Genomic DNA, 22792 nt, shown 5'->3' on the forward strand with positions numbered 1-22792 from the left:
AAACAAATTTAGGTAGAAAATGAATAATAGTGTGGATATTGAACAAGCTATAACTGACATGCATTCGATGTTAGATATGGTACGTTGGGCGGTCAGTCAATTTAATCAAGCTGGTTTGTTTTATGGTCACGGTACCGACAATCCTTGGGATGAAGCGGTTTGTCTGACGCTACACACACTCAATTTACCGCAAGATATGCTCAAACAAACCGGAGAGCAACTTTTTCAAGCTCGCTTAACCGAGACAGAAAAGCGAGATATAGCGACTTTAGTTCAACGCCGAGTCGAAGAGCGTATTCCATTGGCTTACTTGATAAACCAGGCATGGTTTTGTGGTTTACCCTTTTATGTTGATGAACGTGTACTGATACCCCGTTCGCCATTTGCTGAACTAATAGACGATAAATTTGCTGAGTGGTTATTGGCACCTCCAACTCATATTCTGGATTTGTGCACCGGCGGGGGGTGTATAGCGATTGCGTTAGCATATGCTTTTGACGGGGCAACCGTGGACGCTGTGGATATTAGCCCTGAGGCCCTTGAAGTTGCTGATCTCAATATTATTGAACATCAGTTAAGTGATCGGGTATATCCGATACTGTCTGATTTAATGGCGGCCTTAAAAGGTCAGAAGTACGATTTGATTGTCAGTAATCCCCCCTATGTCGATGCAGAAGACATGGCTGATTTACCTGATGAATTCCATCACGAGCCTGAGTTAGCATTAGCTGCCGGAGATGATGGTTTGGATCTTGTACATAAAATGCTCCGCCAAGCGCCCGAGCACTTAACTGACGATGGTTGGTTGTTTGTTGAAGTAGGCAACAGTCAATTCCATATGGAGCATGTTTATCCCGATTTAGACCTACAATGGGTTGAGTTTACGCGGGGAGGTCACGGTGTTTTTGCCATTAGTAGAGCAAATTTAGTGGCTTACTTTGCCCAATAGCTGCCTGAAGCAGCTATGAGTAGCATGTAAAGCAATATATATAAATCGAATACAAGGAACACACTATGGCTGGCAACACCTTTGGCAAGCTTTTTACGTTAAGTACCTTCGGCGAGAGTCATGGTATTGCAATCGGCGGCGTGATCGACGGTTGTCCTCCTGGTTTAGAAATAAGCGAAGCGGATCTGCAGATAGATTTAGACCGACGTAAGCCAGGTACATCGCGTTACACCACTGCGCGTCGCGAAGAAGACGAAGTACAAATTTTATCTGGGGTGTTTGAGGGTAAAACCACGGGTACAAGTATTGGTTTACTGATTAAAAATACTGACCAACGCAGTAACGATTACTCGAAAATAAAAGACACCTTTCGTCCAGGACACGCTGATTACACCTATCAGCAAAAGTACGGACTGCGAGATTATCGTGGTGGTGGTCGTTCTTCAGCTCGAGAAACGGCAATTCGTGTTGCAGCTGGTGGGGTGGCTAAGAAGTATTTGAAAACGCATCTAGGTATTGAAGTGCGTGGCTACTTGTCGCAACTCGGCCCGATTAAAATCGATAAAGTGGACCACAGTGTCACCAACACCAATCCCTTTTTCTGCCCAGATGAAAGTAAATTAGAAGCATTGGATGAATATATGCGTGAATTGCGTAAGCAGGGTGACTCGATAGGGGCGAAAGTTTCGGTGGTCGCAACGAATATGCCGGTTGGATTAGGCGAGCCTATATTTGACCGTTTAGATGCAGATTTAGCTCATGCGATGATGGGGATCAACGCAGTCAAAGGCGTTGAGGTTGGGGATGGTTTCGCTACAGTAGAGCAAAAAGGAAGCGAACACCGTGATTTGATGTCCAGCGATGGATTTAAATCAAACCGTTCTGGTGGCGTGTTAGGGGGAATTTCAAGTGGCCAAGACCTAGTCGTACATATGGCTCTTAAGCCTACATCAAGTATTAGCGTACCTGGGGAAAGTATCGATATTAACGGTCAAAGTGCTGAAGTTATTACCAAAGGTCGACATGATCCTTGTGTTGGTATTAGAGCTGTGCCAATCGCTGAAGCTATGATGGCGTTGGTGTTGATGGATCATTATCTACGTCACCGTGGTCAGAATGCTGATGTGCAATCTATTACGCCTATTATTCCTGCCCACGCTAAATAAGATTTTCGGTGGTATCTACTCAGGCAGCATTTTCCAGAGCCAATTTGGTGATGCTGTCGTTGACCTTTTTTTTATATTTTGGTCAACTCGGCGTATTGGTTCCGTATCTAGGCGTCTTTCTTGATGGCCGAGGTTTTAACTCCGAAGAAATAGGCGAACTGTTCGCGCTGATCACCTTGATGCGTATTATTGGGCCTAATTTATTTGCGTCCTTTGCAGATAGAACGGGAAAATCTCTACGGATATTGCAGTTTGGCGCTTTTCTTACCTTCGCTACTTTTTGTTCAGTTTTTTGGTTAAATAGTTTTTGGGGACTAACGCTAGCGTTTGGTCTGATGATGCTTTTTTTTACCGCCATAGCACCTCAAACAGAAGTGATCACCCTAAGCAGTGTACGAGGAGATGCAACAAAATATAGCCATGTGCGTTTGTGGGGGAGTGTCGGTTTTATCGTACTCACCGTATTGGCAGGCAAACTCATTGATGTGTTTTCCAGCGAAGCACCGATTTATATTAGTGGCGCGGTATTACTGAGTTTATTTTTAATTACGCTGAGATTAAAAGAAGCTTCAACCTCGGAAAATGACCAGGCATCTGAACAGTCCATTTGGGGAAAGGTACGCAATAAAGTTTTTATTGTTTTTATTTTGTCATCCATCTGTATACAAATAAGCTTTGGGCCATATTATAGCTTTTTCGCTCTTTATGCTCGAGACCTCAATTATAGTGGCCAAGAAACGGGTGGATTAATTGCTTTGGGCGTTGCAGCGGAGGTCATTATTTTTTTATTGGCTGGAAAGCTAATTAGCCGCTTTGGTATTAAATGGACGCTATTGATTAGTATGCTGCTGACTGCTTTGCGTTGGTATTTATTGGCTATAGCTGCGCAGTACTGGCCAACATTAGTGGTTAGTCAGCTATTACATGCCTTTAGTTTTGGCTTAATTCACGCCGCATCAATTAATTTTATCCATCATTTTTTCGGGGGGCTGTTTCGTAGTCAAGGACAAGCCCTTTACACCAGTATTGGTTTTGGTATAGGTGGTGCTGCTGGCAATTATGGCGCAGGATTAATATGGCAACAGGGGCAGGGCGCAGAATTCGCTTTTACCTTGGCCACAGGATTTGCATTATTAGGTGCTGTTTTGGTGGCGTGTATTCCTAGTCGACTGATGTCCAAATAATTACTCTGTTTCATCTGACGAAAAACGTAGGATAAAGCGCTGCTATTAACATTTTTTTTACATGCAGTTTATTTTGTATGTATTTGATTTGATATTGATAAAGAAGGGCTTGTTAGACCAGTAGGAGTGATAAAAAATGTTGACGTAGGTGTGAAGGATGGTATCCTAATTGCGCTTGAAAGTACGTTTGATATTTATGCACACTGTTTCGATGTTCCATTGTAGTACCTCGTCTTGTATATCATAAGTAATAGCAACACGCTTCAGCAAACCTCGCCTTGAAAAAGGTTTTTAATTACTCTTGAAAATATAGGAAAAGACTATGTCTACTACTACTGGTACAGTTAAATGGTTCAACGAATCTAAAGGTTTTGGTTTCATTCAGCAAGAAAATGGTCCTGACGTATTTGCTCACTTCCGTGCAATTACTGGTACTGGCTTCAAAACACTAGCTGAAGGCCAAAAAGTTGAGTTCACCGTAACTCAAGGCCAAAAAGGTCCTCAAGCAGAGAATATCGTAGTACTTTAATTCAAGCTTGCTTGATTAAATACGAATTCCAAAAAAAGGCAAACTCATAGTTTGCCTTTTTTTATGCTTGAAATTCAGTATGCTAGATTGAGGAGAATTAACCACTTTGCCGTCGTCACTGATTAATATGGCAAAGGGTATTTTATGGCAATAAAATTAAGATTTAGCAGGCACTAAATCGTTAACTCGCCCTTAATATTACTGATCAACTTTTGTTTCATTTCATCAGTGCTTAAATCCTTACTTAGCAAATAATGTAATTTTGCTAAGGCAGCTTCGGGCGTCATATCACCTCCTGACAATACACCAACATCTTGCAAAACATTACCGTTGGCATAACCAGACATATTGACTTTTCCCCTCAAGCACTGGGTGCAATTAACAATCAATATGCCGTTATCGTTGGCCTTTTTCAGCTCGTTAATTAACGCTGCATTTTGTGGCGCATTTCCTACGCCGTAGCTGAGCAATATAAGCGCCTTAACGGGCTGCTGAAGAATATTACGTATTACCTCAGCGCTTATCCCTGGATACAGGCTAACTACGCCTACAGGCTGGGGGGTGACGCTGCTTACAATAAGTGGTTGCTGACTTATGGGTGTGACTTTACCTGCTTTAACCTCGATATTAATACCGGCTTTTAGCAACATGGGAAAGTTAGGGGATCCGAAAGCATCAAAACCGTCAGCGTCTAATTTACGACTGCGGTTACCGCGAAACAGTTTATTATTGAAATACAAACCGACTTCAGGGATTGGATAGTTCGCAGCTAAATACAGTGCATTTAACAGATTTTCCTGGCCGTCAGAACGTAATTGAGCTAATGGAATTTGTGAACCTGTGACAATCACCGGTTTACCTAGGTTTTCTAACATAAAAGACAATACCGATGCTGTATAGGCCATGGTGTCAGTGCCGTGAAGAATAATGAACCCATCGTACTCTTGATAATTACGCTGAATATCGTCGGCGATTTGCTGCCAATCTCTGGGGCTCATATCAGCGGAGTCGATCAAACTTTCATATTCGTTGATGGTAAAGTCAGGCATTTCCTGGCGATGAAATTCAGGCATATTTGCTATAGTGTCTGACAGGAATCCAGCCGCGGGGATATAGCCTTTGGAAGAAGGGCGCATTCCTATGGTGCCGCCAGTATATGCAACGTAAATTTGTTTCTTCAACGTGAGTACTCTTATTGTCTTAACCAACGAAATTGTAACGCAAGTAGGGCGAAAATATCTGACAACAATGTATTCGCTGTTCTGGGCTAAAACTCATTTGGATAAATCAACCGAGCTGCTTGCGTTTCAAAACGTGCCAATAACTGAGAGAATACAGGCTCTCCTAATAATACATCTAAATCACTCATCAACTGATTAACATCAGTATGTGGTGTGTTACAACAAAGCTGATACTGACTGATTAGTTTCGTCAATGAGGTCTGATGTTGGTTGGTTAATATATTATCGGCAAGAACGAAGAAATAGGCGCTTCCCCAATAAGCCGATGGGTATTGCCTTTTACTCATTAATCGCCTAGCGATAGTTGCCGGCGGCAAATCACTTTTGAACCACTTTAGGTGAGGCGTAATTTTCTTTTTATAATTTTCATCAATGGTGCCTGTTAGTACTTTTGCATTTGCCATTACTTGGTACTGCATAAAACTGGCAAATCCCTCGGCAAGCCAAGCGTAGTCTCCCCCGAGATAAGGAATCGCTAAGTGGCTTATCTCGTGATAGATAGTCCAATCGTTAATGAATTTTTCTTGCTGAAAACGACTATCAACATGTAAGTAAATACGCTGAGGAGTATCCCTGCGTGTGTAAGCCCAAGGCACAGGTTGATTAGACTTCTTGGGCACTAAATGGAATATCAATCGGCTTGGATACACACCCAAAGTATCTCGTGTTGCGTTAACACCTACTTTTATCCACTGTTTCAATTTGTCTTTATCTGCAGGACTAAAACGCTTAAATCCGTGTATTTCAAACTGGTCGAATTCACCGGCATTTATTTTTTTTATTCTACTCTCAACCCGTTGCGCACGCACTTCTTGGTTGTCCAGAAAAACAGGTTCAGCGTAAAGGCTCAGATTAAAAAAGATCAATAACGCAAGCAGGCCGCGACAGCAGAAGTTCGATACATCCTTATATGAATCGCTTTTGGTACGGTTTATAAGTTGGGGTAAACGCAATGGCTTTTGGTTCATTTGAATTCAGCTAAGGCAACGATTAAACATCTGTATTGCCATTTGGTAGCAATAAAGCGCTAACGCGGGATCGTACCTGTCTCCTTCGTCGCGCATAAATGCATGTTGGGCGTTTAGCTCATGCCAGGTGTAATTTAAATCATTATCTTGCATGGTGGAGTGAATCAGCTCTCTTCCTTCACGAGATACGTGAGGGTCTTGCTTACCAAAAATCATGCACAGCTCTGCCTTAATTGTAGGACATTGGCTTAATGAGTCGTTGCCGTGTGCACAGGGCAGGGTGTTGGAGTGAATGTCCGTTGGATACAAACAAAAAGCACCATCAATTCTTGGGTTTAGCGCGGCTCTAAATGCGAGATGGCCGCCAATGCACACTCCCATACTGCCGACTTTACCGTTGCAGTAGGTTTGCGCATCGACAAAATTGATCAAGCTTTGGGTATCGTTGTCATGCTGTTCTAACTGTTTTGTAAGTTTATCTGCATTACCTTTATCTTTGCCTATATCGTCATAAGCAAGCACAGTTCCCATGGGATTTAACTCATGAAACACTTCTGGTACAAACACAACAAAACCATGACCAGCGAGTAATTTTGCGCTGCGAGTAATGGGCGCGGTCTCTTGGAATATTTCTGAGTAGAAAATAATACTAGGGTAAGAACCTTCGTCTAGGGGACGATATATGGAGGTTTGCATATCGCCACTAGGCGTCGAAATAATTTTTTGTTGGGATTGAATGATCATGGCTGACTGAAATCGTTAGGTAGTAGATGAGGTTAAGAGTAAAGGAAGGCGGTCGATCTTTGAAGAAAAAGATAGTAACGGCTGTGCAGGGCCGCATTAAAGCTGATACATTAGCGCCGCAAAAAATAAACCAAAAGGAGTAAAACGATGTTTAACGTAAATGAATATTTCGAAGGTAAGGTAAAATCTATCGCATTTGATACAGCTGTAGGTAACTCTACGTTAGGTGTGATGGCGCCTGGTGAGTATGAGTTCGCTACCTCACAACATGAAACTATGAGCGTTGTTAGTGGCGCTATGACCGTTTTGTTACCCGATGCGAGTGATTGGAAAACATTTACCGCTGGTCAAGTATTTACCGTCGATGCAAACGTAAAGTTTAAAGCCCAAGTATCTGTTAACACTGCCTATCTTTGTGATTATATTTAACCTATGTTGTGATAGGTGAGTATTTAGCATGCAAAAAACCGTTAAGAAGCTAGATAACAATGTGATCAAAGCCCTGACTAATGTCTGTGAGCTTGCCAAACGAAAAGTATCAGGCTTTCAATGGATTACCCATACAGCCAGTTATGATCGGTTTCCGGCTAGCTTAACGGTAATTTGCGTGTTTGATACGCAAGCGTCTCTTGAACAAGCTAATGTAGAAGAGCAAGATATCTATTTACGACGTCAGATCCAAACTCAATTATTGAAAGTGGGAATTAAGTTAAAGGATGCAAGGCATCACGTACGTTTTGACAGTGAGCAGGCTTGTGAAGCACAAAATAACGGCAACTGGCAACTGCGTATAAAGACTCACTAACGTTCATTACACGTAGAGCAGATATAATCCAATGTTTAAATTTTGGTATAAAGAATTTCCGCAATATCCGTCTGATCATCCAGATTACTGGCGAGTACGGTTGATTATTCATGCGTTATTGATTGTTAGCTGCTATTTTTGCATCCTCACCATGACGAATTTAGTGGCGTTCAGTAATTATACATTTGCATTGCTCGATGGTACGGGATTATTAATATCATTAGGTATTTACGTTTACTTTCGTAAAACTGAAAAAGTAGATTGGGCCGCATGGGCTGTGACGATTTTAATTACGTCAATTGTACTGCTATTCGTTATGTCTGCAGGTGGATATAGACATTCTTTGTTTTGGGCAACTATTATCCCTCCTGTTGCATTCTTTCTTCTTGGCAAAAAGTGGGGGAGCTGGGTTATCGGCAATATTTGTCACCGCAAACGGGATCCTACGGATTCGCAGCTTTGTTGAACGTTATCGAGGTGAGTGCCGCTCATATATTGTTATTTCGCTTCTATGAGCATACTCGATCGTCGGCTTACCGACAGTTGGCTATTCGTAACACCGATATTCTTAGAATGGCCGAAACCGATAAGTTAACTGGCCTCTATAACAGAGAAAAATTGGATTACGTACTCGCTCAATTAATACAGGTAAAATCGGATAAAAATGGGTTAAGCGTGATGATTCTGGACATTGATCACTTTAAGAGCATCAATGATCAATACGGTCATCTAGAAGGGGATAGGGTACTCACTTCCTTAGCGATTGAATTGCAGCAGTCAATGCGAAATGAAGATATTGTTGCTCGCTGGGGCGGAGAGGAGTTTGTGGTTGTTTGCGTTAATGCTTCATTGACTACGGCAATGGCACTGGCTCAACGTTTACGAGCCAATATTGCGAATATGACTATTTCCGGTAAGCACTTAACGATCAGTGTGGGAGTAGCACAACGTCAGTTGGATGATAATGCAGAGTCTTTGTTAGACCGAGCAGATACTGCACTTTACAAAGCTAAGCGAGACGGCAGAAATAGAGTGTTAGCCGCCTTATAACGATATTAATATCCGAAGTGATTAATACCAATACACGTAATTTTCATGGTTTGGAAATTAATTCAGGAAGAGCCTGTGAAGCAAAATAATATTATACCAAATGTACGTTTTCGCTTTTTAAATTTAGATAAAATGCAGGCATTTACGCTTTCTAGGGAAGTAGAAGGAGCATCTTATCGTGAATTAGCGGTAGCAGGCCGATACGAAGGCAGTGTGGATTTAAAAGAGCAGCGTTTGGATGCATTGAATATATTTTTTGTGCGTCAGCAAATTGCTTTAGACGAATGTGATATTTTCGTCAGTGCTAATTTACCATATCAAGATAGTGTTGTGGTGACACCAAGTATAGTGAATAGATTACTTAAGCATATTGATTGTCAATTGACCTTTTCGATAGTGAACTGCGATTAGTCATACTTTATCGCAATACACTACAATACCCACAGTCATTAAGGTTTTTTATTCGCTAACCGCTCAATGATATCTCTGTGCTGAGGAAACTGTATGAGTAGTTCATCTCGACTAACGTCAACCATGTCCTCTGCTTCCCATCCAGGTGCGACTGACTCACTGACCAGGCCGTAAGTTCCAGTTGTCAATTCAGCAGCTTTGTAGGTACCACCTGGAACCGCGAGTTGAAGTTGCTGACCATTTTGAATATCGGGTCCAACCACCACTTTTTCATAGCGGCCATCAGGGTAAATCATGTGATATGTAATGGGGGAACCCATATGATAAAACTCAATGCCGTCAGAATATTTGGTGTGAAAATGATCAACGTTATTATCATCAGTCAACATGTAAAAGATGGCTGTCATGGTTGTTCTATCACCGCGAGATGTGGCGACTTTATCCCTATGCTGGGCTTTGAACGTTTGGCGAAAATAACCACCCTCAAAATGATGAGATAAATTGAGTTGTGAAATAACTTGCTCTTTTGTGAGTGCAGGAACTTCCTGGTTGGCTTCAATATGTGTTGAGGTAAACGCTACGCTCGTTATTAACCCCAATAACATTAGTGGATTGTAAATCTTGAATTTAGACCATGTTTTAAAGAAAGTATGATTCTGCATGTCGTTCATTTTACTCTTTTGTTAGCGTTTAATTAATTCACTTAAAAAGTTTACTGGATCAGGAAAGTGGGTTGACTGCTTCATCTAGAGTTACAGTTTTTGCATCCACTCGGTCGATGATTTTTATAATCGTGGTTTGCACCGTTTCGTCTTTACGGATATCACTAGTGCTATTGAAACTTTCAACCATTGGCTCTGCTTCTTCTTGTTCTATAAAACCTACTTCCACCCTAGTCGCTAGCTCAGCACTGGGGCCAAAATAGCAGATACTTATCATTGGATAACCGTGAAAGCCGCGTTTGACTCGTTTATCAATGCGCTTATGTGCTTTGTCTAAATTCATTTTATTTACTCGTTTCTCAATCAATAAACTGTTGGTTAAAATGTTACGATTTACTCAGCGCTTATTATATTCAATATAACCTTGTCAGTCGCTGGGTTAATCACTTTATTATTCGCGTCTTTAAATTGTAGTAACACACGTCTAGATTACCGTTACCTTTAAAATGAAAAAATTCATTCCCGAGTGTTCGTCCACCGTCTAGGCGAGAGATCACAGCATCTGAGTACTCATTTTGAACTTGTACATGAATACGGTCCTGTGAAGGTACGTCATGGGCAAGTTTAACCCAAACTATACCTGTGCGCTTTGTTGGGTCTTCAATGACACCACTAGGGACGTTAACAGATGCTCTTTTAATACTTTGCACATGATCCATGCCGTAAATGACTTTACCAAGCACGCTCATATTTCTATCCAGGTGACGAGTTGCCTGACCAATAGTGATATAAAACTCTGTACTGGCGGTGTTCAGGGCATTGTTTCGACCCATAGCAACGACGCCGGGACAATGCACAAGCCATTCTTTATTGGCTTGCTGATCGCGACCTGCTGCAAAACCGTTTAAGAAGCCTGTTTGCGGTGCCATAAAATCAGGTGATTGCACTACCATAAATTCCTCTGAAGGTGCTTTTTCACTTAATGAGCGACTTGATGAGCGACTTAATTCCGCGGGGAGCTGTTTGCTATATTTATGCTGTTTACTTTCACTTACATCGCCACCTTGGGCGACAAACCCGTCTATAACGCGATAGAAATCGAGCCCATCATAAAATCTATCCATGACTAAGTTTTTAAATTGCGCAACATTCATGGGTGACATAAACGGAGCGAGCTCCATAATCACTAGACCTGTTTCAAGCTGCATATAAATTAAGTTGTCGCTGTCTGGACTGCGCCATTCATTTTGAGAATGGTTTGTGCTGCTTGAGATCACAGTGGGCTCAGGTGGGTGTTGTGCCTGAGTTGCTGAGGTCGATGTGCAGATGAGCACACTTAACACAACGATATATCGAATATAGGTACTTGGTGTAAGCATTATTATTGTTTTTAGTAATAGGTATGACTGCGACTATAGAAACAAAAAACTCGCCGATTGGCGAGTTTTGTTTTAACGCAACTATAACGTAAGTTGCTTAGCTTTATTTAACTTCAACACCGGCCGCTTGTTTGTCTGCATGGTAACTTGAACGTACCATAGGCCCACATGCGGCATGAGTGAAACCAATATCCTTAGCAATCACACCTAGTTCATCAAACTCTGTTGGGTGAACATAGCGCTTTAATGGAAAGTGATGCTTGCTTGGTTGTAAATACTGACCAAGGGTAAGCATTTCAACGTTGTGAGCACGTAGGTCTTTAAGTACTAAAGCAATTTCTTCTTTGTTTTCACCCATGCCCATCATCAAACCAGATTTGGTTGGGATCTCAGGATGCTGCTCTTTGAATTTCTTTAGAAGATCGAGAGACCATTGGTAGTTAGCGCCTGGACGGCACTCACGGTATAAACGTGGAATGGTTTCTAAATTATGATTAAACACATCTGGCACACCATTCTTTAAAATCTCTAATGCAGTGTCCATACGGCCACGAAAATCAGGCACCAATACTTCAATTTTAGTACTAGGGCTGTGCTCACGTATAGCATTTATGCAATCAACAAAATGTTGTGCACCACCGTCGCGTAAATCATCCCGATCGACTGAGGTAATAACAACATATTTCAGCCCCATTTCAGCGATGGTTTTAGCCAACTTGATAGGCTCTTCGGCACTCGGTGGTAATGGCTTGCCATGGGCTACATCGCAAAACGGACAACGACGCGTACATATATCACCCAGGATCATAAACGTAGCAGTACCGTGATTGAAACATTCTGCTAAGTTAGGGCAACTGGCTTCTTCGCATACAGAATGCAAATTATTTTTGCGCAAAGTCTTTTTAATATGATCGATGCGATCTGTTGTGCGTGGCAGCCTGATTTTGATCCATTCAGGCTTACGTAACATCTCTGCCTTTTCAGTAGGCATGATAGTGATCGGAATATGTTTTACTTTTTCATCATCGCGGAGTTTCACTCCGGCTTGTGGACGTGCGTTACTCATCAAAACCTTCTTTGTTTTCGACGCTTGCAATACCAAGCAATGAACATAATTTTTCGGCGATAGCGGGGCCAGCGACCGCTAAGGTGTTAGGCCCATCTAATTGAGTGCAATCTATCATTTCTAGACCAGCATAACCACAAGGATTGATACGCTGAAATGGCGCTAAGTCCATATTTACGTTGAGTGCCAAACCGTGGAATGAGCATCCCCTACGAATACGTAGACCGATGGAACAGACTTTTTTGCTATTAACATACACACCTGGCGCATCGGCGCGAGGGTAGGCATCAATAGAATATTCTTTAAGTGTTTCAACTATACAGCTTTCAAGTGCGGTGACTAATGCACGCACACCTAAAGAGTGGCGTTTTAAATTAAGTAACACGTACATCATTTGCTGGCCAGGGCCGTGATACGTCACTTGCCCCCCGCGGTCAACTTTAACCACTGGAATATCACCCGGTGCGAGTACATGCTCTTCTTTGCCAGCTTGGCCTTGGGTGAACACCGGATCATGTTCGACCAGCCAAATCTCGTCTGGACTATTGGCGTCGCGTGTATCGGTGAATTCCTGCATCGCTTGCCAAATTGGCAAATATGCTTGACGGCCAAGTTGGCGAAGAATAACGGGAGCGGTGTTGTTCAAACCTTTAGGGTGTCCTGTTTCAGAAAAAGCATGGGCTTAAAGCACCATGCGCACTAATTCAAGTTTGGATAACTCAGTGTAAATGGTTTCCATATGGTCTTTGCTGGTTACGCGCACACTGATAGACAACGAGTGATAGTTGCCTTTCGAGCTTGCTTTAACGCGTGGCGAATAATCGCCAGGAGCGTGATTTTGTAAGCAGTTAACTACGTGATCGGGTAAAGATTCATCCGCGACGCCCAATATCTTGAACGTTTGGTGGCAGGGGAAATCGAGTAGTTTATCAAATTGAGTATCCATAATGTCTTTTTCAATGTTCCTTAGCTATCAAAACCAAGCTGCAGTTTTACGAAGTCTACAAGGCGGTCAATCATGCCACCTTCTTTTACTTCTTGTAATGTAACCAAAGGATATTCGGCTACGTCTTCACCGTCCAGTTGCAAAAACAGTTTGCCCACTACTTCGCCTTTGGCAAGTGGTGCTTCAAGCTTCTTGTCTAGCTCGAAGTTAGCTTCTAAATTTTTACTCTGGCCGCGAGGGATAGTAATGGGGGTATCTTGAGAGATACCAAGATCGACGGTTTCTTTATCGCCCATAAATATACGGTGTGACACGAAGCTCTCGCCTGCTTTATAAGGGGTGATCGTTTCATAAAATCTAAACCCATATTTAAGCAGTTTTTTATTTTCTACTTTACGTGCTCGTTCGCTATCCGCACCCATGACTACGGCGATCAAGCGCATGTCACCTTGTGTCGCAGAAGACACTAAACTATAACCCGCATCAGACGTATGTCCCGTCTTGATACCGTCTACATTTAAGCTTTTATCCCACAGCAAACCATTTCGGTTGTACTGTTTAATATTGTTGTAGGTGAATTCTTTCTCGCTGTAAACCTTATATTCTTTCGGCACATCGGTAATCAGAGCGCGGGCCAATATCGCCATATCGCGTGGCGAGGTGTAATGGTCGCCGTCTTGTAAACCATGGCTATTAACAAAATGTGTTGAGGTCATGCCTAGTTTTTCGGCATGCAGATTCATCATGCTAGCGAAGGCATCTTCACTACCAGCGATATGTTCTGCCATTGCAACGCAGGCATCATTGCCTGATTGCACTATGATGCCACGGTTCAAATCGCCCACAGATATTTGTGTGCCTACTTCAATAAACATCTTAGATGAATCAGGAAAGTTTTTAGCCCAAGCATTTTCAGATATGGTAACCATATCAGTATCTTTTAAATTGCCATTGGCAATCTCTTTACCGATAACATAGCTGGTCATCATTTTGGTTAAACTGGCAGGGGGAATTTGAATATCGGCGTTTTGTTCCGCTATCACCTTGCCTGTTTGGTAATCAATTAAAATAAAGCCTTTAGCTGAGACGGATGGTGCGTCGGGTATAATCACCGCTGCACTAGCTGTATGAGAGAAAAAGGAAAGAGATAAGCAGCTAAATACCGCTAAAATTAGTGTCTTGGTGTTTCGCATGTACCTACCGTAAAGTGTTTATTTGTTAAGAATGTAGAAATGATGTGTCGTGCCTAAACCGACGGCTAATATATCAGTAATTCGATAGCTTTACTGCGCCAGCAACAAAAATTGTTACATAAAAGCAAATCCTAAAAACCGTTAATTGGACAAGCTTATCAGCGGAAAGTTTAACTTAACGTTATTTTACTGGATAAAACTTATAAGCGTCGTTATACCCTGTATTGCGTAGCTGACTTAATATTCCGCTGGCTTCATGATCAGAGCCAAATGGCCCTAATCGTAACCGATATAACCCCTCTTCTAGGGGGGCCACATAAGGCACTTGATATAAACTTGCCAATTCAGTGCCAATTTTTTTAATGCGCTGGTTGTTGGTTAAGGCGGCTATCTGAATAAACACGCTGTCTTGCGTCGTTATGGTAGCAGTCGTCGTTGAATGAACTGGTAGTGTTATGGCTTTAGTCGTTGGCGAACTGACTGCTGGCGTCATGGCCGGTATTCTAGGTACTTGTGCAACCTGAACAGTCGTATTTTCTGATGAGTCATTTTTCAAAGGCGTAGGCGCATCAGGCATTTCATTGCCTACGGTTTGCATACCTGCTTCATCGATATGAATCACATCTATTTTAACTTGAGTGGTACCTGTGCTTAGCATGCCGAGCTTCATTGCCGCTGCATAAGATAAATCGATAATGCGACTGTCGTGAAAAGGTCCACGGTCATTAACGCGCACTATCGCTTCACGGCCATTTTTTAGGTTAGTTACTCTGACATAAGAGGGCAATGGTAAGGTTTTATGGGCTGCTGACATAGCGTACATGTCGTAAGTTTCACCGTTTGAGGTGAGATGGCCGTGAAATTTTTGACCATACCAAGATGCTCCGCCTGTGGCCGAGTAACCTTTTCCCGTTTTTAAAGGGGTGTAGTGTTTACCCAATACAGTATAACTGCGCAGGTTAGCTAAGGCATAAGGTTCAAATTCTGGCTCGGCATCATCAAATTTCATACCTTCTTTAATTGCGCTTGGAGCAGAGTCTTTACTTTGTTTATATCGGCTACTGCCGTTATTAGGCGTGTGCGAACAAGCCGTAATAATGGAGAAGAAAAAAACCAGAATCGCTAACTTATGCATCATTGGTGTCCACCTGGGCTGCTTTATCATCAATGGCCGTTATTCCTTGAGCCAACTGACGGCTAAATTGAAACGCTACCATTGCGTATAACTTGCTGTGATTGTATCGGGTGATAACGTAAAAGTTTTTGAGGCCAAGCCAATAATCGATCCCATTAGGTTGGGCAAAATCGAATAATTTGCTTTCGCTATCAGCAGGAATGTTATTCCATTGGCTTTGAGCATTATCAATAGCATAGGTCTGCGCCGAGAGAGCATTCAGGCGAATACCTGCTTTAGTAACTTGTTGAAACGTATTGCGATATTTGAGCGACTTTTTAAGCCAAGGTTTTGCCTGTTCACTTGTGGCATCAACCGGAAATGCTACTGGTTCTCCAGCTTTCCAGCCATTTCGCTTAAAGTAATTAGCAATACTGCCAATGGCATCCACTGGATTATTGAGTAAGTCGCGCACGCCGTCATCGTCAAAATCTACCGCGTAGTGACGGTAACTAGATGGAATAAATTGCCCCCAACCTAAAGCGCCCGCGTAAGAGCTTTTTAACCCAGAAGCATCAAATTTTTCATCTTCTGCGAGCAGTAAAAGTTGGGCAAATTCTTTTTTGAAGAAAGACTTCCTTGGCGGATAGTGAAACCCGAGAGTATATAAGGCGTTAAACGCTGAATAGTTACCCGTATAGGTTCCGTAAAAAGATTCTATGCCTAGAATAGCCACAATCATTTCAGCAGGTACACCGTAGGTTTTTTCTGCTCTGGCAAGAGTTTCACGGTGTGCCTGATAAAATTCGAGTCCTTTTTTCAAGCGTTTATCGGTTAAAAAAATAGGATAATACTGGTGCCAAGGTTTTGCTTCCCATGGACGTTTTATCGCTTCGATCACACTCTGCTCTTTTACCGCAGAAGCCATTAGTTGTTCGAGTTTTTTTGCGTCAAATTGATGTTCGTTGACCATCATTTGTACAAAAGCTTTTTCGTCAGTATCTAAGGCTTCAGCCGAACTTAAAGGGGATATAGTCGTAAAACAAAGAGCGAAAATAACCTTGGCCAAGCCGCGCATTGTGCGGCTTGATGGTTTTGCGAGCTGTGCCTTAATTTGAAAAGACAATTGTATCAAAATGACCCCACCATAAAAAAGTAGTAAATAACGTACAAAGAAACCACCGAAAAGAATAGCAAGTTCAGGCTAATATGTTAACGGGACAGTAATCGTTTTTGCGTGGCAATGGCCATTAATATGCCAAAACCTGCTAATAGCGTCACCATTGAAGTACCGCCATAGCTGACAAGTGGTAACGGAACGCCCACCACAGGCAATATGCCCGATACCATGCCCATATTAACAAAAACGTATACGAAAAAAGTCAGGGTTATACTGCCCGCTAAAATCTTGCTAAATGCATCTTGAGCTCGATTGGCAATGATCATGCCGCGAATAACGATAAACGTGTAAATGGCCAGTAAGCCCACCACACCCCAAAAGCCAAACTCTTCACTGAATACGGCAAAGATGAAATCCGTATGACGCTCAGGTAGAAACTCCAATTGTGATTGAGTGCCTTGCAGCCAGCCTTTACCTTCTGCCCCACCTGAACCGATGGCTATTTGCGACTGGATAATGTGATAGCCAGAACCCAATGGGTCGGTTTCGGGATTCAGGAATGTCAGTACCCGTTGTTTTTGATAATCCTTCATCAAAAAATTCCACATTATAGGACTAAAAATCGATACGCAGAGGGCTATCGCACCAATAAATCGCCAACTCATGCCCGCTAAAAAAAGGGCAAATACACCTGAACTGGCAATCAATAAAGAAGTCCCTAAATCAGGTTGCTGCGCGATCAATAGGGTGGGGATCCCAACGAGGATAAAACCTACTAAAATATGTCGTAATTTAGGCGGCAAGTTAAATCGGCTGATATACCACGCAACCATCATAGGCACTGCGAGTTTCATAATTTCAGACGGTTGAAAGCGCAGTACGCCCAAATCAAGCCAGCGCTGTGCGCCTTTGCCTACATGACCAAAGACGATAACCGCTACCAACATCGCAACCCCGAGGAGATACAAATAAATTGATAGTTTTTGATAGGCCAAAGGAGGAATTTGGGCTACGACTAACATAACTGCAAGCGCAAGACCTAAACGTATAAGTTGACGGTCGATAAGCTGCCAATCTTGGCCGCCAGCAGAATAAATAGTAACTAAGCCCACAGCCATTAACACTAATAAGCCCAATAGCAAGGGTCCATCACAATGTATACGGTTAAGAAGAGAGCGCTTATTGGGATCAAGCTTTGTACGTAACATCATATTCATAATGACAGCCAGATATTAATGGTTATGGGAAGTGGCGTTTTTTGCAACATCTTTGGAGATTTCTCGCTCTTTGACTTCTGGACGTGGGCCAAAATCCCGATCAGCAAAGTACTCGTCCATCATTTGCTTAGCTATTGGTGCGGCTTGTGAACTCCCTCCACCAGCATTTTCTAATACTACCGCGATGGTAATCTCAGGCTTTTCATAGGGCGCAAACGCCACATACATTGCGTTATCTCGCAAGTTTGCGGCGAGACTATCAGCATCGTATTTGGCGTCTTGGGCGATAGCCACCAGTTGTGCAGTCCCTGATTTACCAGCGGATACGTAAGGCGTGTCTACAAACGCTTTACGTGCCGTACCATTTTTTCGATTGACGACGCCGTACATAGCGTCGAGTACTAGGTCCCAATTTTTAATGTCTTTCACATCCAAAGGACGTCTTTCCTTACTGCCATCTAACACTATTTCGTCGCCGACATATCTGCCACGTATAATTTGCGGAATAAAGCGCTGGCCATGATTTACCAGAGTCGTAATGGACTGCGCCAACTGAATAGGCGTCGCAGTCCAATAACTTTGGCCAATTCCTACTGGGATTGTATCCCCTATGTACCAAGGTTGGTTAAAGCGAGCACGTTTCCATCCACGACTTGGCATATTAGCATCTGACTCTTCGTGTAAATCGATTCCGGTATAATCGCCAAAACCAAATTCAAACATATGGTCGCTTATTCTATCGATGCCTAATCGATAGGCCAAATCATAGAAATAAATATCGCAGGACTGCTCAATCGCTGAGGTTACATCGACCCAACCATGGCCCCATGTTTTCCAGTCGCGCCAAACGTGTTCAACGTTCTTTAAGCGGTATTTACCGTTATCAAATATTCGGGTTTCGGGCGTCACCACATGTTCTTCTAATCCAACCAAGGCTAAATGCGGTTTGACAGTAGAAGCGGGAGGATATTGTCCTTGAGTGGCTCTATTAATAAGTGGGCGCGCTTTTGAGTTTAATAAGGCGTTATAGTTTTTACTACTGATCCCGTGAACGAATAAATTAGGGTCGTAACTTGGGCTACTGTACATCGCGAGGACACCGCCATTTTGAGAATCGAGCATAACGATGGTGCCTTTATCACCATCCATAATTTTCTGAGCTTCTTGCTGTAATTTCAAATCGATATTAAGAACGATATCTTGCCCAGGCACAGGAGGATTGAAATTCAAAGTACGAATAATTCGCCCTTGGTTATTGACTTCAACTTCTTGATACCCGACTTGCCCATGTAGAATATCCTCATGGTATTTTTCGACGCCCAATTTACCAATGTCGTGAGTCGCGGCGTAATTTGCTTCAAGACCGGCTTCGCTAAGTTTTTGTAAGTCTTTTTTATTAATTCTTGAAACATAACCCAGCACATGGGTTAGGGTTTTGCCGTAAGGATAATAGCGCGTAAGACGCGCCTCAACGCTGACGCCGGGGAATTTGTGCTGGTTGGCGGAAAAAAGAGCTACTTCCTGTGGGGTTAAGCGTTTACGCAGGGAAACGGGTTTAAAGCGTCGATTACGTTTAATTTCACGATAAAAATCAGTTACTTCATCTTCATCTATATCTAACAATACGCTTAATAGACCGAGGGTTTTTTCGAGATTTTTAACTTTTTCAGGGACTACTTCAAGATTAAATACCGGGCGATTTTCTGCTAATAAAATACCATTTCGGTCATAAATTAATCCTCGATTTGGGGCGACCGGAAGGATTTTAATTCGGTTGTCATTTGATCGAGTTTGATAGTCTGCGTGGCGGGTGATCTGTAGATAATAAAGATTGCTTAATACCATGGCAATCATCATGAATATTACTAGCATGGCAATCACGGTGCGTCTGGCGAACAGGTTCGCTTCAGCAGTATGATCTTTTATCGTCACGCGTGGGCGGGCCATTGCTACTCTCTGTGGTAAGGGTGGTTGGTATTCACTGACCAAGCTCGATATAAGCTTTCAGCCACGATGATGCGCACTAGAGGGTGAGGCAAAGTTAATGGCGATAACGACCATTTTTGTTCTGATGCAGCAATACATTCTGGGGATAATCCTTCTGGTCCACCGATTAGCAAGCTTACATCCCGACCATCCATTTGCCATTTTTCCATATTGCTAGCGAGCATAGGGGTATCCCAAGGTTTGCCCGTCACCTCAAGGGTCACTATGCGGTTACCCTTGGGGATAGCCGCCATGGTTAATTCACCTTCCTTGTGCAAAATGCGTTTTATATCCGCATTTTTACCTCGCTTGCCAGCAGGAATTTCTGTCAGACTAAGGGGCATATCAGCAGGAAAGCGTTTAACGTATTGTTGGTAACCTTGTTCGACCCAACCTGGCATTTTACTGCCCACGGCTATTAGTTGAATTCGCATGGCGTTATCTACTTTGCAATATTAAAGCTAACGTTTAGAGGTTTTATCAGCCCCAAAGTTTCTCTAATTGGTAAAAATCTCTGGCTTCGTCTTGCATCACATGTAGTACCACGTCACCTAAATCAACCAATACCCAATCACCGACTTCACGACCTTCAATACTTAATGGCGGATTGCCTGCTTGCTTGGCTTCAACCACAACGTTCTCGGCAATTGACACCACGTGACGTTTTGAGTTACCTGAACATATCAGCATGGTTTCGGTGACACTTGATTTCTCTGATACGTCTAAATCTATGATATCTCGAGCTTTTAGGTCTTCAATTTTTTCTACCACAAAGGCTTTTAACTGTTCGTGATCCAAAGGGATTCCTTTTATTAAATTTATATTAAATGAATTAGTGTTGAGTTTATCAGAAAGTGGTACTTGCCTGATATAACTTATGTGTATGTATGTAAGCCCGCACGTTGGGATTCAGCATTTTTTCGGTCGGCAACCCCTTTTGTATACGCTGGCGAATATCGGTAGATGAAATTGCCAGTTCCGGGGTATCGGCTAAATAAATTTTGCCGCATAGCGCATTATGCAGCGCATTATTGGTTATCACTTGTCGGGTATTTAATAATTGCTGTAATTCGCTCGATACAGACTTTTGTATTCCTGGCCGGCAACTGACTACGAAATGGCAGTAATCGAATAACGCCTGCCATTCGTGCCATTTAGTGAGTGAATGAAGTGAATCCATACCAATAAAAAAACATAGCGGATGTTTGGGGTATTCAGCGCGTAGGGCACGTAACGTATGTATGGTGTAAGACGGTGCTGAGTTGTGGATCTCACGTTCATCAATATAAAGCTGAGGGTATTCTTCAATGGCCAGCCTGAGCATCGCCAATCGATGTTTAGTCGCACTGGGAACATGATTTTTGTGTACAGGAATATGGCACGGCACCATTGCCACGGATTGGACACATGCTTGCTGAGCGGCATCAATAACCGGCTTTATATGGCCATAATGAATCGGATCAAATGTGCCACCAAATATGCCTAATGCTGGACGTAAATTATTCAATTTAAAGCAAAATTTTCTAAAGCCATGGGAATAAATAACAAGCATAAATGACATAGTTCTACATATGGACGCAAAACTTGCGACTGCTTCAACGCATTATCCATGGTATTTAGTTTTTGCTGTAGTTGCTGCATATGCAAAGGCGTCAAGCGTTGCAGGGCTGATAAGTACAAACCTTGACGATTTTTCCATATTCGGTGTTGATTCCAGTTAATTGGCTGACCAAGTTGTTTACTCGCTTGGAGTGCTCGTAAGACTTGCCATTCACGGGTTAATGCCCACATAATTATATTCGGTTCAACTCCTTCGCTTTCTAAGCGATATAGCATTTTTACAGACTTTTGGCTGTCGCCGGCGAGTAAAACATCTATTAATTGGAATACGTTGTATCGAGATTGATCAACTACCGCTTGTTCCACCTGCTCTAACGTTGGGCTTCCGTTGGGATAGAGTAAACAGAGTTTTTCAATTTCCTGACTGGCAGCCAATAAGTTACCTTCACAGTATTCACTTAGCAATTGGGTAACGTCAGGTGATACATGCAAGCCTTGAATGCGCATTTGTTCCATCAACCATTGTTGCAAGGCGTTGCCTTCTAATGGGTAACACGGAACATATACTCCTTGTTTATCAAGACTCTTAAACCATTTGCTATTTTGTACATCTTTACCTATTTTTGCGCCATAAATTACCAGTAAAATGTCTGGATTACTTTGCACGCTGAGTTCTGTCAGTATCTTGCTTCCTTGCGCACCGGGTTTGCCCGTAGGCAATTCTAGCTCTATATATTGTCGAGAAGAAAATAATGATAAGGTCTGGGTAGCTTCAAGCAATTTTTGCCAATCAAATTGTGCGTCTGCAACTAACGTCTGACGTTCGTCAAAGCCGTTTTGTAACGCTATTTTCCGCACTTGATTAATGGCGGTCAATTTTTGCTGCGGCTCGTCGCCAAATATAAGATAAAAGGGCTGAAGGCCTTTATTTAAAGAAGCTGCGAAACGATTTGGATAAACTTGCATTAATGACTTGGCAGTGGCGTATTTGCTAATGAACGTTGGGAAATCGATATTTGATGAACAATCCGATTGGCCGCTTGTTTACGCATTTCAGATAATACGAGCTCTAGCTCTCGAGATTTGGCTAATACTGCATCAGGGTCATCTTGGTACTCGCGTTTTATATCAAACTCTACAAGTTGAGCATCGCTTTGCGGAAACTGTAACTCGTAGCGAACGGTATAAATTAATTCGTACTCAGCAACTTGCCCCGTGGCAAATAAAGATAATAAACGCCTGTCGAGAGTATCGCTGAGCAAATATACATTAAGCGCATTGGGTTGTTCTTGAGCACTATGCTCAATAATCTCAATACTATAAGGTTTAAGTTCTTTACGAAGCGCCCGCTCTAATGCTGAGTGGGCTTCAGATGAGGCCAACCTCAATTGTGTAATGCTCTCAGGTAATTCGTAATTGCCACGCAATGAAAAACCGCATCCACTGAGGATGAAACTACATAATAAACAGGTGATCAGGTTTCGCATTGCGTTTTTCTACTC

Annotated in this window: 28 protein-coding genes; 9 read left to right on the top strand and 19 right to left on the bottom strand. The window is 42.5% G+C overall.

The window, feature by feature from the left end; genetic code table 11:
• Positions 1-19 precede the first annotated feature (19 nt).
• The 4 genes from prmB (at position 20) to GQR89_RS06685 (ending at position 3828) form a co-directional block, all read left to right on the top strand.
• A complete protein-coding gene (prmB, locus tag GQR89_RS06670; protein ID WP_158769333.1) occupies positions 20-949 on the top strand; it encodes a 50S ribosomal protein L3 N(5)-glutamine methyltransferase in 930 nt (309 codons plus the stop codon).
• A 65-nt stretch (positions 950-1014) separates the two neighbouring features.
• Positions 1015-2115, top strand: coding sequence for a chorismate synthase (gene aroC / locus GQR89_RS06675; RefSeq protein ID WP_158769334.1), 1101 nt, complete (start codon positions 1015-1017; stop codon positions 2113-2115).
• Between the two features lie 8 nt (positions 2116-2123).
• On the top strand, positions 2124-3299 hold the full coding sequence (locus GQR89_RS06680; protein ID WP_158769335.1) for an MFS transporter: 1176 nt from the start codon (positions 2124-2126) through the stop codon (positions 3297-3299).
• Between the two features lie 322 nt (positions 3300-3621).
• Positions 3622-3828: a cold-shock protein gene (locus GQR89_RS06685; RefSeq protein ID WP_006994582.1), complete on the top strand. Its 207-nt coding sequence runs from the start codon at positions 3622-3624 to the stop codon at positions 3826-3828.
• 173 nt (positions 3829-4001) lie between these two features.
• Here the strand turns inward: GQR89_RS06685 and ansA are convergent, their stop codons facing one another.
• From ansA to GQR89_RS06700, 3 genes are all read right to left on the bottom strand, one after another.
• Entirely contained in the window at positions 4002-5009 is a 1008-nt protein-coding gene (gene ansA, locus GQR89_RS06690; RefSeq protein ID WP_158769336.1) for an asparaginase, read from the bottom strand.
• 86 nt (positions 5010-5095) lie between these two features.
• Entirely contained in the window at positions 5096-6037 is a 942-nt protein-coding gene (locus tag GQR89_RS21290; RefSeq protein WP_233269105.1) for a hypothetical protein, read from the bottom strand.
• Between the two features lie 6 nt (positions 6038-6043).
• Positions 6044-6781, bottom strand: a complete 738-nt coding sequence (locus tag GQR89_RS06700) for a dienelactone hydrolase family protein (protein ID WP_158769337.1) — start codon at positions 6779-6781, stop codon at positions 6044-6046.
• Between the two features lie 147 nt (positions 6782-6928).
• On the opposite strand from GQR89_RS06700, the gene GQR89_RS06705 reads away from it, so the two are divergent.
• From GQR89_RS06705 to GQR89_RS06720, 5 genes are all read left to right on the top strand, one after another.
• A complete protein-coding gene (locus GQR89_RS06705) occupies positions 6929-7210 on the top strand; it encodes a pyrimidine/purine nucleoside phosphorylase (protein ID WP_158769338.1) in 282 nt (93 codons plus the stop codon).
• Positions 7211-7238: 28 nt separating this feature from the next.
• Positions 7239-7586: a Fis family transcriptional regulator gene (locus tag GQR89_RS06710; RefSeq protein WP_158769339.1), complete on the top strand. Its 348-nt coding sequence runs from the start codon at positions 7239-7241 to the stop codon at positions 7584-7586.
• 31 nt (positions 7587-7617) lie between these two features.
• A complete protein-coding gene (locus GQR89_RS21485; protein ID WP_233269106.1) occupies positions 7618-8052 on the top strand; it encodes a hypothetical protein in 435 nt (144 codons plus the stop codon).
• Entirely contained in the window at positions 8046-8636 is a 591-nt protein-coding gene (locus GQR89_RS21490) for a GGDEF domain-containing protein (protein WP_233269107.1), read from the top strand. The genes GQR89_RS21485 and GQR89_RS21490 overlap by 7 nt, the downstream gene beginning before the upstream one ends.
• Positions 8637-8711: 75 nt before the next feature.
• Entirely contained in the window at positions 8712-9047 is a 336-nt protein-coding gene (locus GQR89_RS06720) for a hypothetical protein (protein ID WP_233269108.1), read from the top strand.
• A 38-nt stretch (positions 9048-9085) separates the two neighbouring features.
• Here GQR89_RS06720 and GQR89_RS06725 read toward each other — a convergent pair whose 3' ends face one another.
• From GQR89_RS06725 to lptE, 16 genes are all read right to left on the bottom strand, one after another.
• Complete coding sequence (locus GQR89_RS06725) at positions 9086-9718, bottom strand: cupin domain-containing protein (protein ID WP_370461033.1); 633 nt, start codon at positions 9716-9718, stop codon at positions 9086-9088.
• Between the two features lie 49 nt (positions 9719-9767).
• The gene (locus GQR89_RS06730; RefSeq protein WP_158769340.1) at positions 9768-10052 is read right to left on the bottom strand and encodes a hypothetical protein; all 285 of its coding nucleotides are present in this window, start codon (positions 10050-10052) and stop codon (positions 9768-9770) included.
• Between the two features lie 100 nt (positions 10053-10152).
• Positions 10153-11088 carry a peptidylprolyl isomerase gene (locus GQR89_RS06735; RefSeq protein WP_158769341.1) on the bottom strand — a complete coding sequence of 312 codons (936 nt, stop codon included), beginning with the start codon at positions 11086-11088 and terminating at the stop codon, positions 10153-10155.
• 103 nt (positions 11089-11191) lie between these two features.
• Positions 11192-12154, bottom strand: a complete 963-nt coding sequence (gene lipA / locus GQR89_RS06740) for a lipoyl synthase (protein ID WP_158769342.1) — start codon at positions 12152-12154, stop codon at positions 11192-11194.
• On the bottom strand, positions 12147-12800 hold the full coding sequence (lipB, locus tag GQR89_RS06745) for a lipoyl(octanoyl) transferase LipB (RefSeq protein WP_158769343.1): 654 nt from the start codon (positions 12798-12800) through the stop codon (positions 12147-12149). The genes lipA and lipB overlap by 8 nt, the downstream gene beginning before the upstream one ends.
• A gap of 36 nt (positions 12801-12836) precedes the next feature.
• Positions 12837-13103, bottom strand: coding sequence for a DUF493 family protein YbeD (ybeD, locus tag GQR89_RS06750; RefSeq protein ID WP_199271418.1), 267 nt, complete (start codon positions 13101-13103; stop codon positions 12837-12839).
• Between the two features lie 17 nt (positions 13104-13120).
• Positions 13121-14293: a serine hydrolase gene (locus GQR89_RS06755; RefSeq protein WP_158769345.1), complete on the bottom strand. Its 1173-nt coding sequence runs from the start codon at positions 14291-14293 to the stop codon at positions 13121-13123.
• Between the two features lie 181 nt (positions 14294-14474).
• The gene (locus tag GQR89_RS06760; RefSeq protein ID WP_370461035.1) at positions 14475-15431 is read right to left on the bottom strand and encodes a septal ring lytic transglycosylase RlpA family protein; all 957 of its coding nucleotides are present in this window, start codon (positions 15429-15431) and stop codon (positions 14475-14477) included.
• On the bottom strand, positions 15421-16485 hold the full coding sequence (gene mltB / locus GQR89_RS06765) for a lytic murein transglycosylase B (RefSeq protein WP_158772168.1): 1065 nt from the start codon (positions 16483-16485) through the stop codon (positions 15421-15423). The genes GQR89_RS06760 and mltB overlap by 11 nt, the downstream gene beginning before the upstream one ends.
• Positions 16486-16619: 134 nt before the next feature.
• A complete protein-coding gene (rodA, locus tag GQR89_RS06770) occupies positions 16620-17744 on the bottom strand; it encodes a rod shape-determining protein RodA (protein WP_158769346.1) in 1125 nt (374 codons plus the stop codon).
• A gap of 15 nt (positions 17745-17759) precedes the next feature.
• Positions 17760-19691, bottom strand: coding sequence for a penicillin-binding protein 2 (gene mrdA / locus GQR89_RS06775; protein WP_158769347.1), 1932 nt, complete (start codon positions 19689-19691; stop codon positions 17760-17762).
• 2 nt (positions 19692-19693) lie between these two features.
• Positions 19694-20164 (bottom strand): 23S rRNA (pseudouridine(1915)-N(3))-methyltransferase RlmH, encoded by a 471-nt coding sequence (gene rlmH, locus GQR89_RS06780; RefSeq protein ID WP_158769348.1) that lies wholly within the window; start codon positions 20162-20164, stop codon positions 19694-19696.
• 46 nt (positions 20165-20210) lie between these two features.
• Positions 20211-20528: a ribosome silencing factor gene (rsfS, locus tag GQR89_RS06785; RefSeq protein ID WP_158769349.1), complete on the bottom strand. Its 318-nt coding sequence runs from the start codon at positions 20526-20528 to the stop codon at positions 20211-20213.
• A 49-nt stretch (positions 20529-20577) separates the two neighbouring features.
• Positions 20578-21237 (bottom strand): nicotinate-nucleotide adenylyltransferase, encoded by a 660-nt coding sequence (nadD, locus tag GQR89_RS06790; protein ID WP_158769350.1) that lies wholly within the window; start codon positions 21235-21237, stop codon positions 20578-20580.
• Positions 21234-22256: a DNA polymerase III subunit delta gene (holA, locus tag GQR89_RS06795; RefSeq protein ID WP_158769351.1), complete on the bottom strand. Its 1023-nt coding sequence runs from the start codon at positions 22254-22256 to the stop codon at positions 21234-21236. The genes nadD and holA overlap by 4 nt, the downstream gene beginning before the upstream one ends.
• Positions 22256-22777 (bottom strand): LPS assembly lipoprotein LptE, encoded by a 522-nt coding sequence (gene lptE, locus GQR89_RS06800; protein ID WP_158769352.1) that lies wholly within the window; start codon positions 22775-22777, stop codon positions 22256-22258. Before lptE ends, holA begins: the two co-directional genes overlap by 1 nt.
• Between the last annotated feature and the right edge of the window lie 15 nt (positions 22778-22792).

It is taken from the genome of Paraglaciecola sp. L1A13, assembly GCF_009796745.1.
GTDB lineage: Bacteria > Pseudomonadota > Gammaproteobacteria > Enterobacterales > Alteromonadaceae > Paraglaciecola.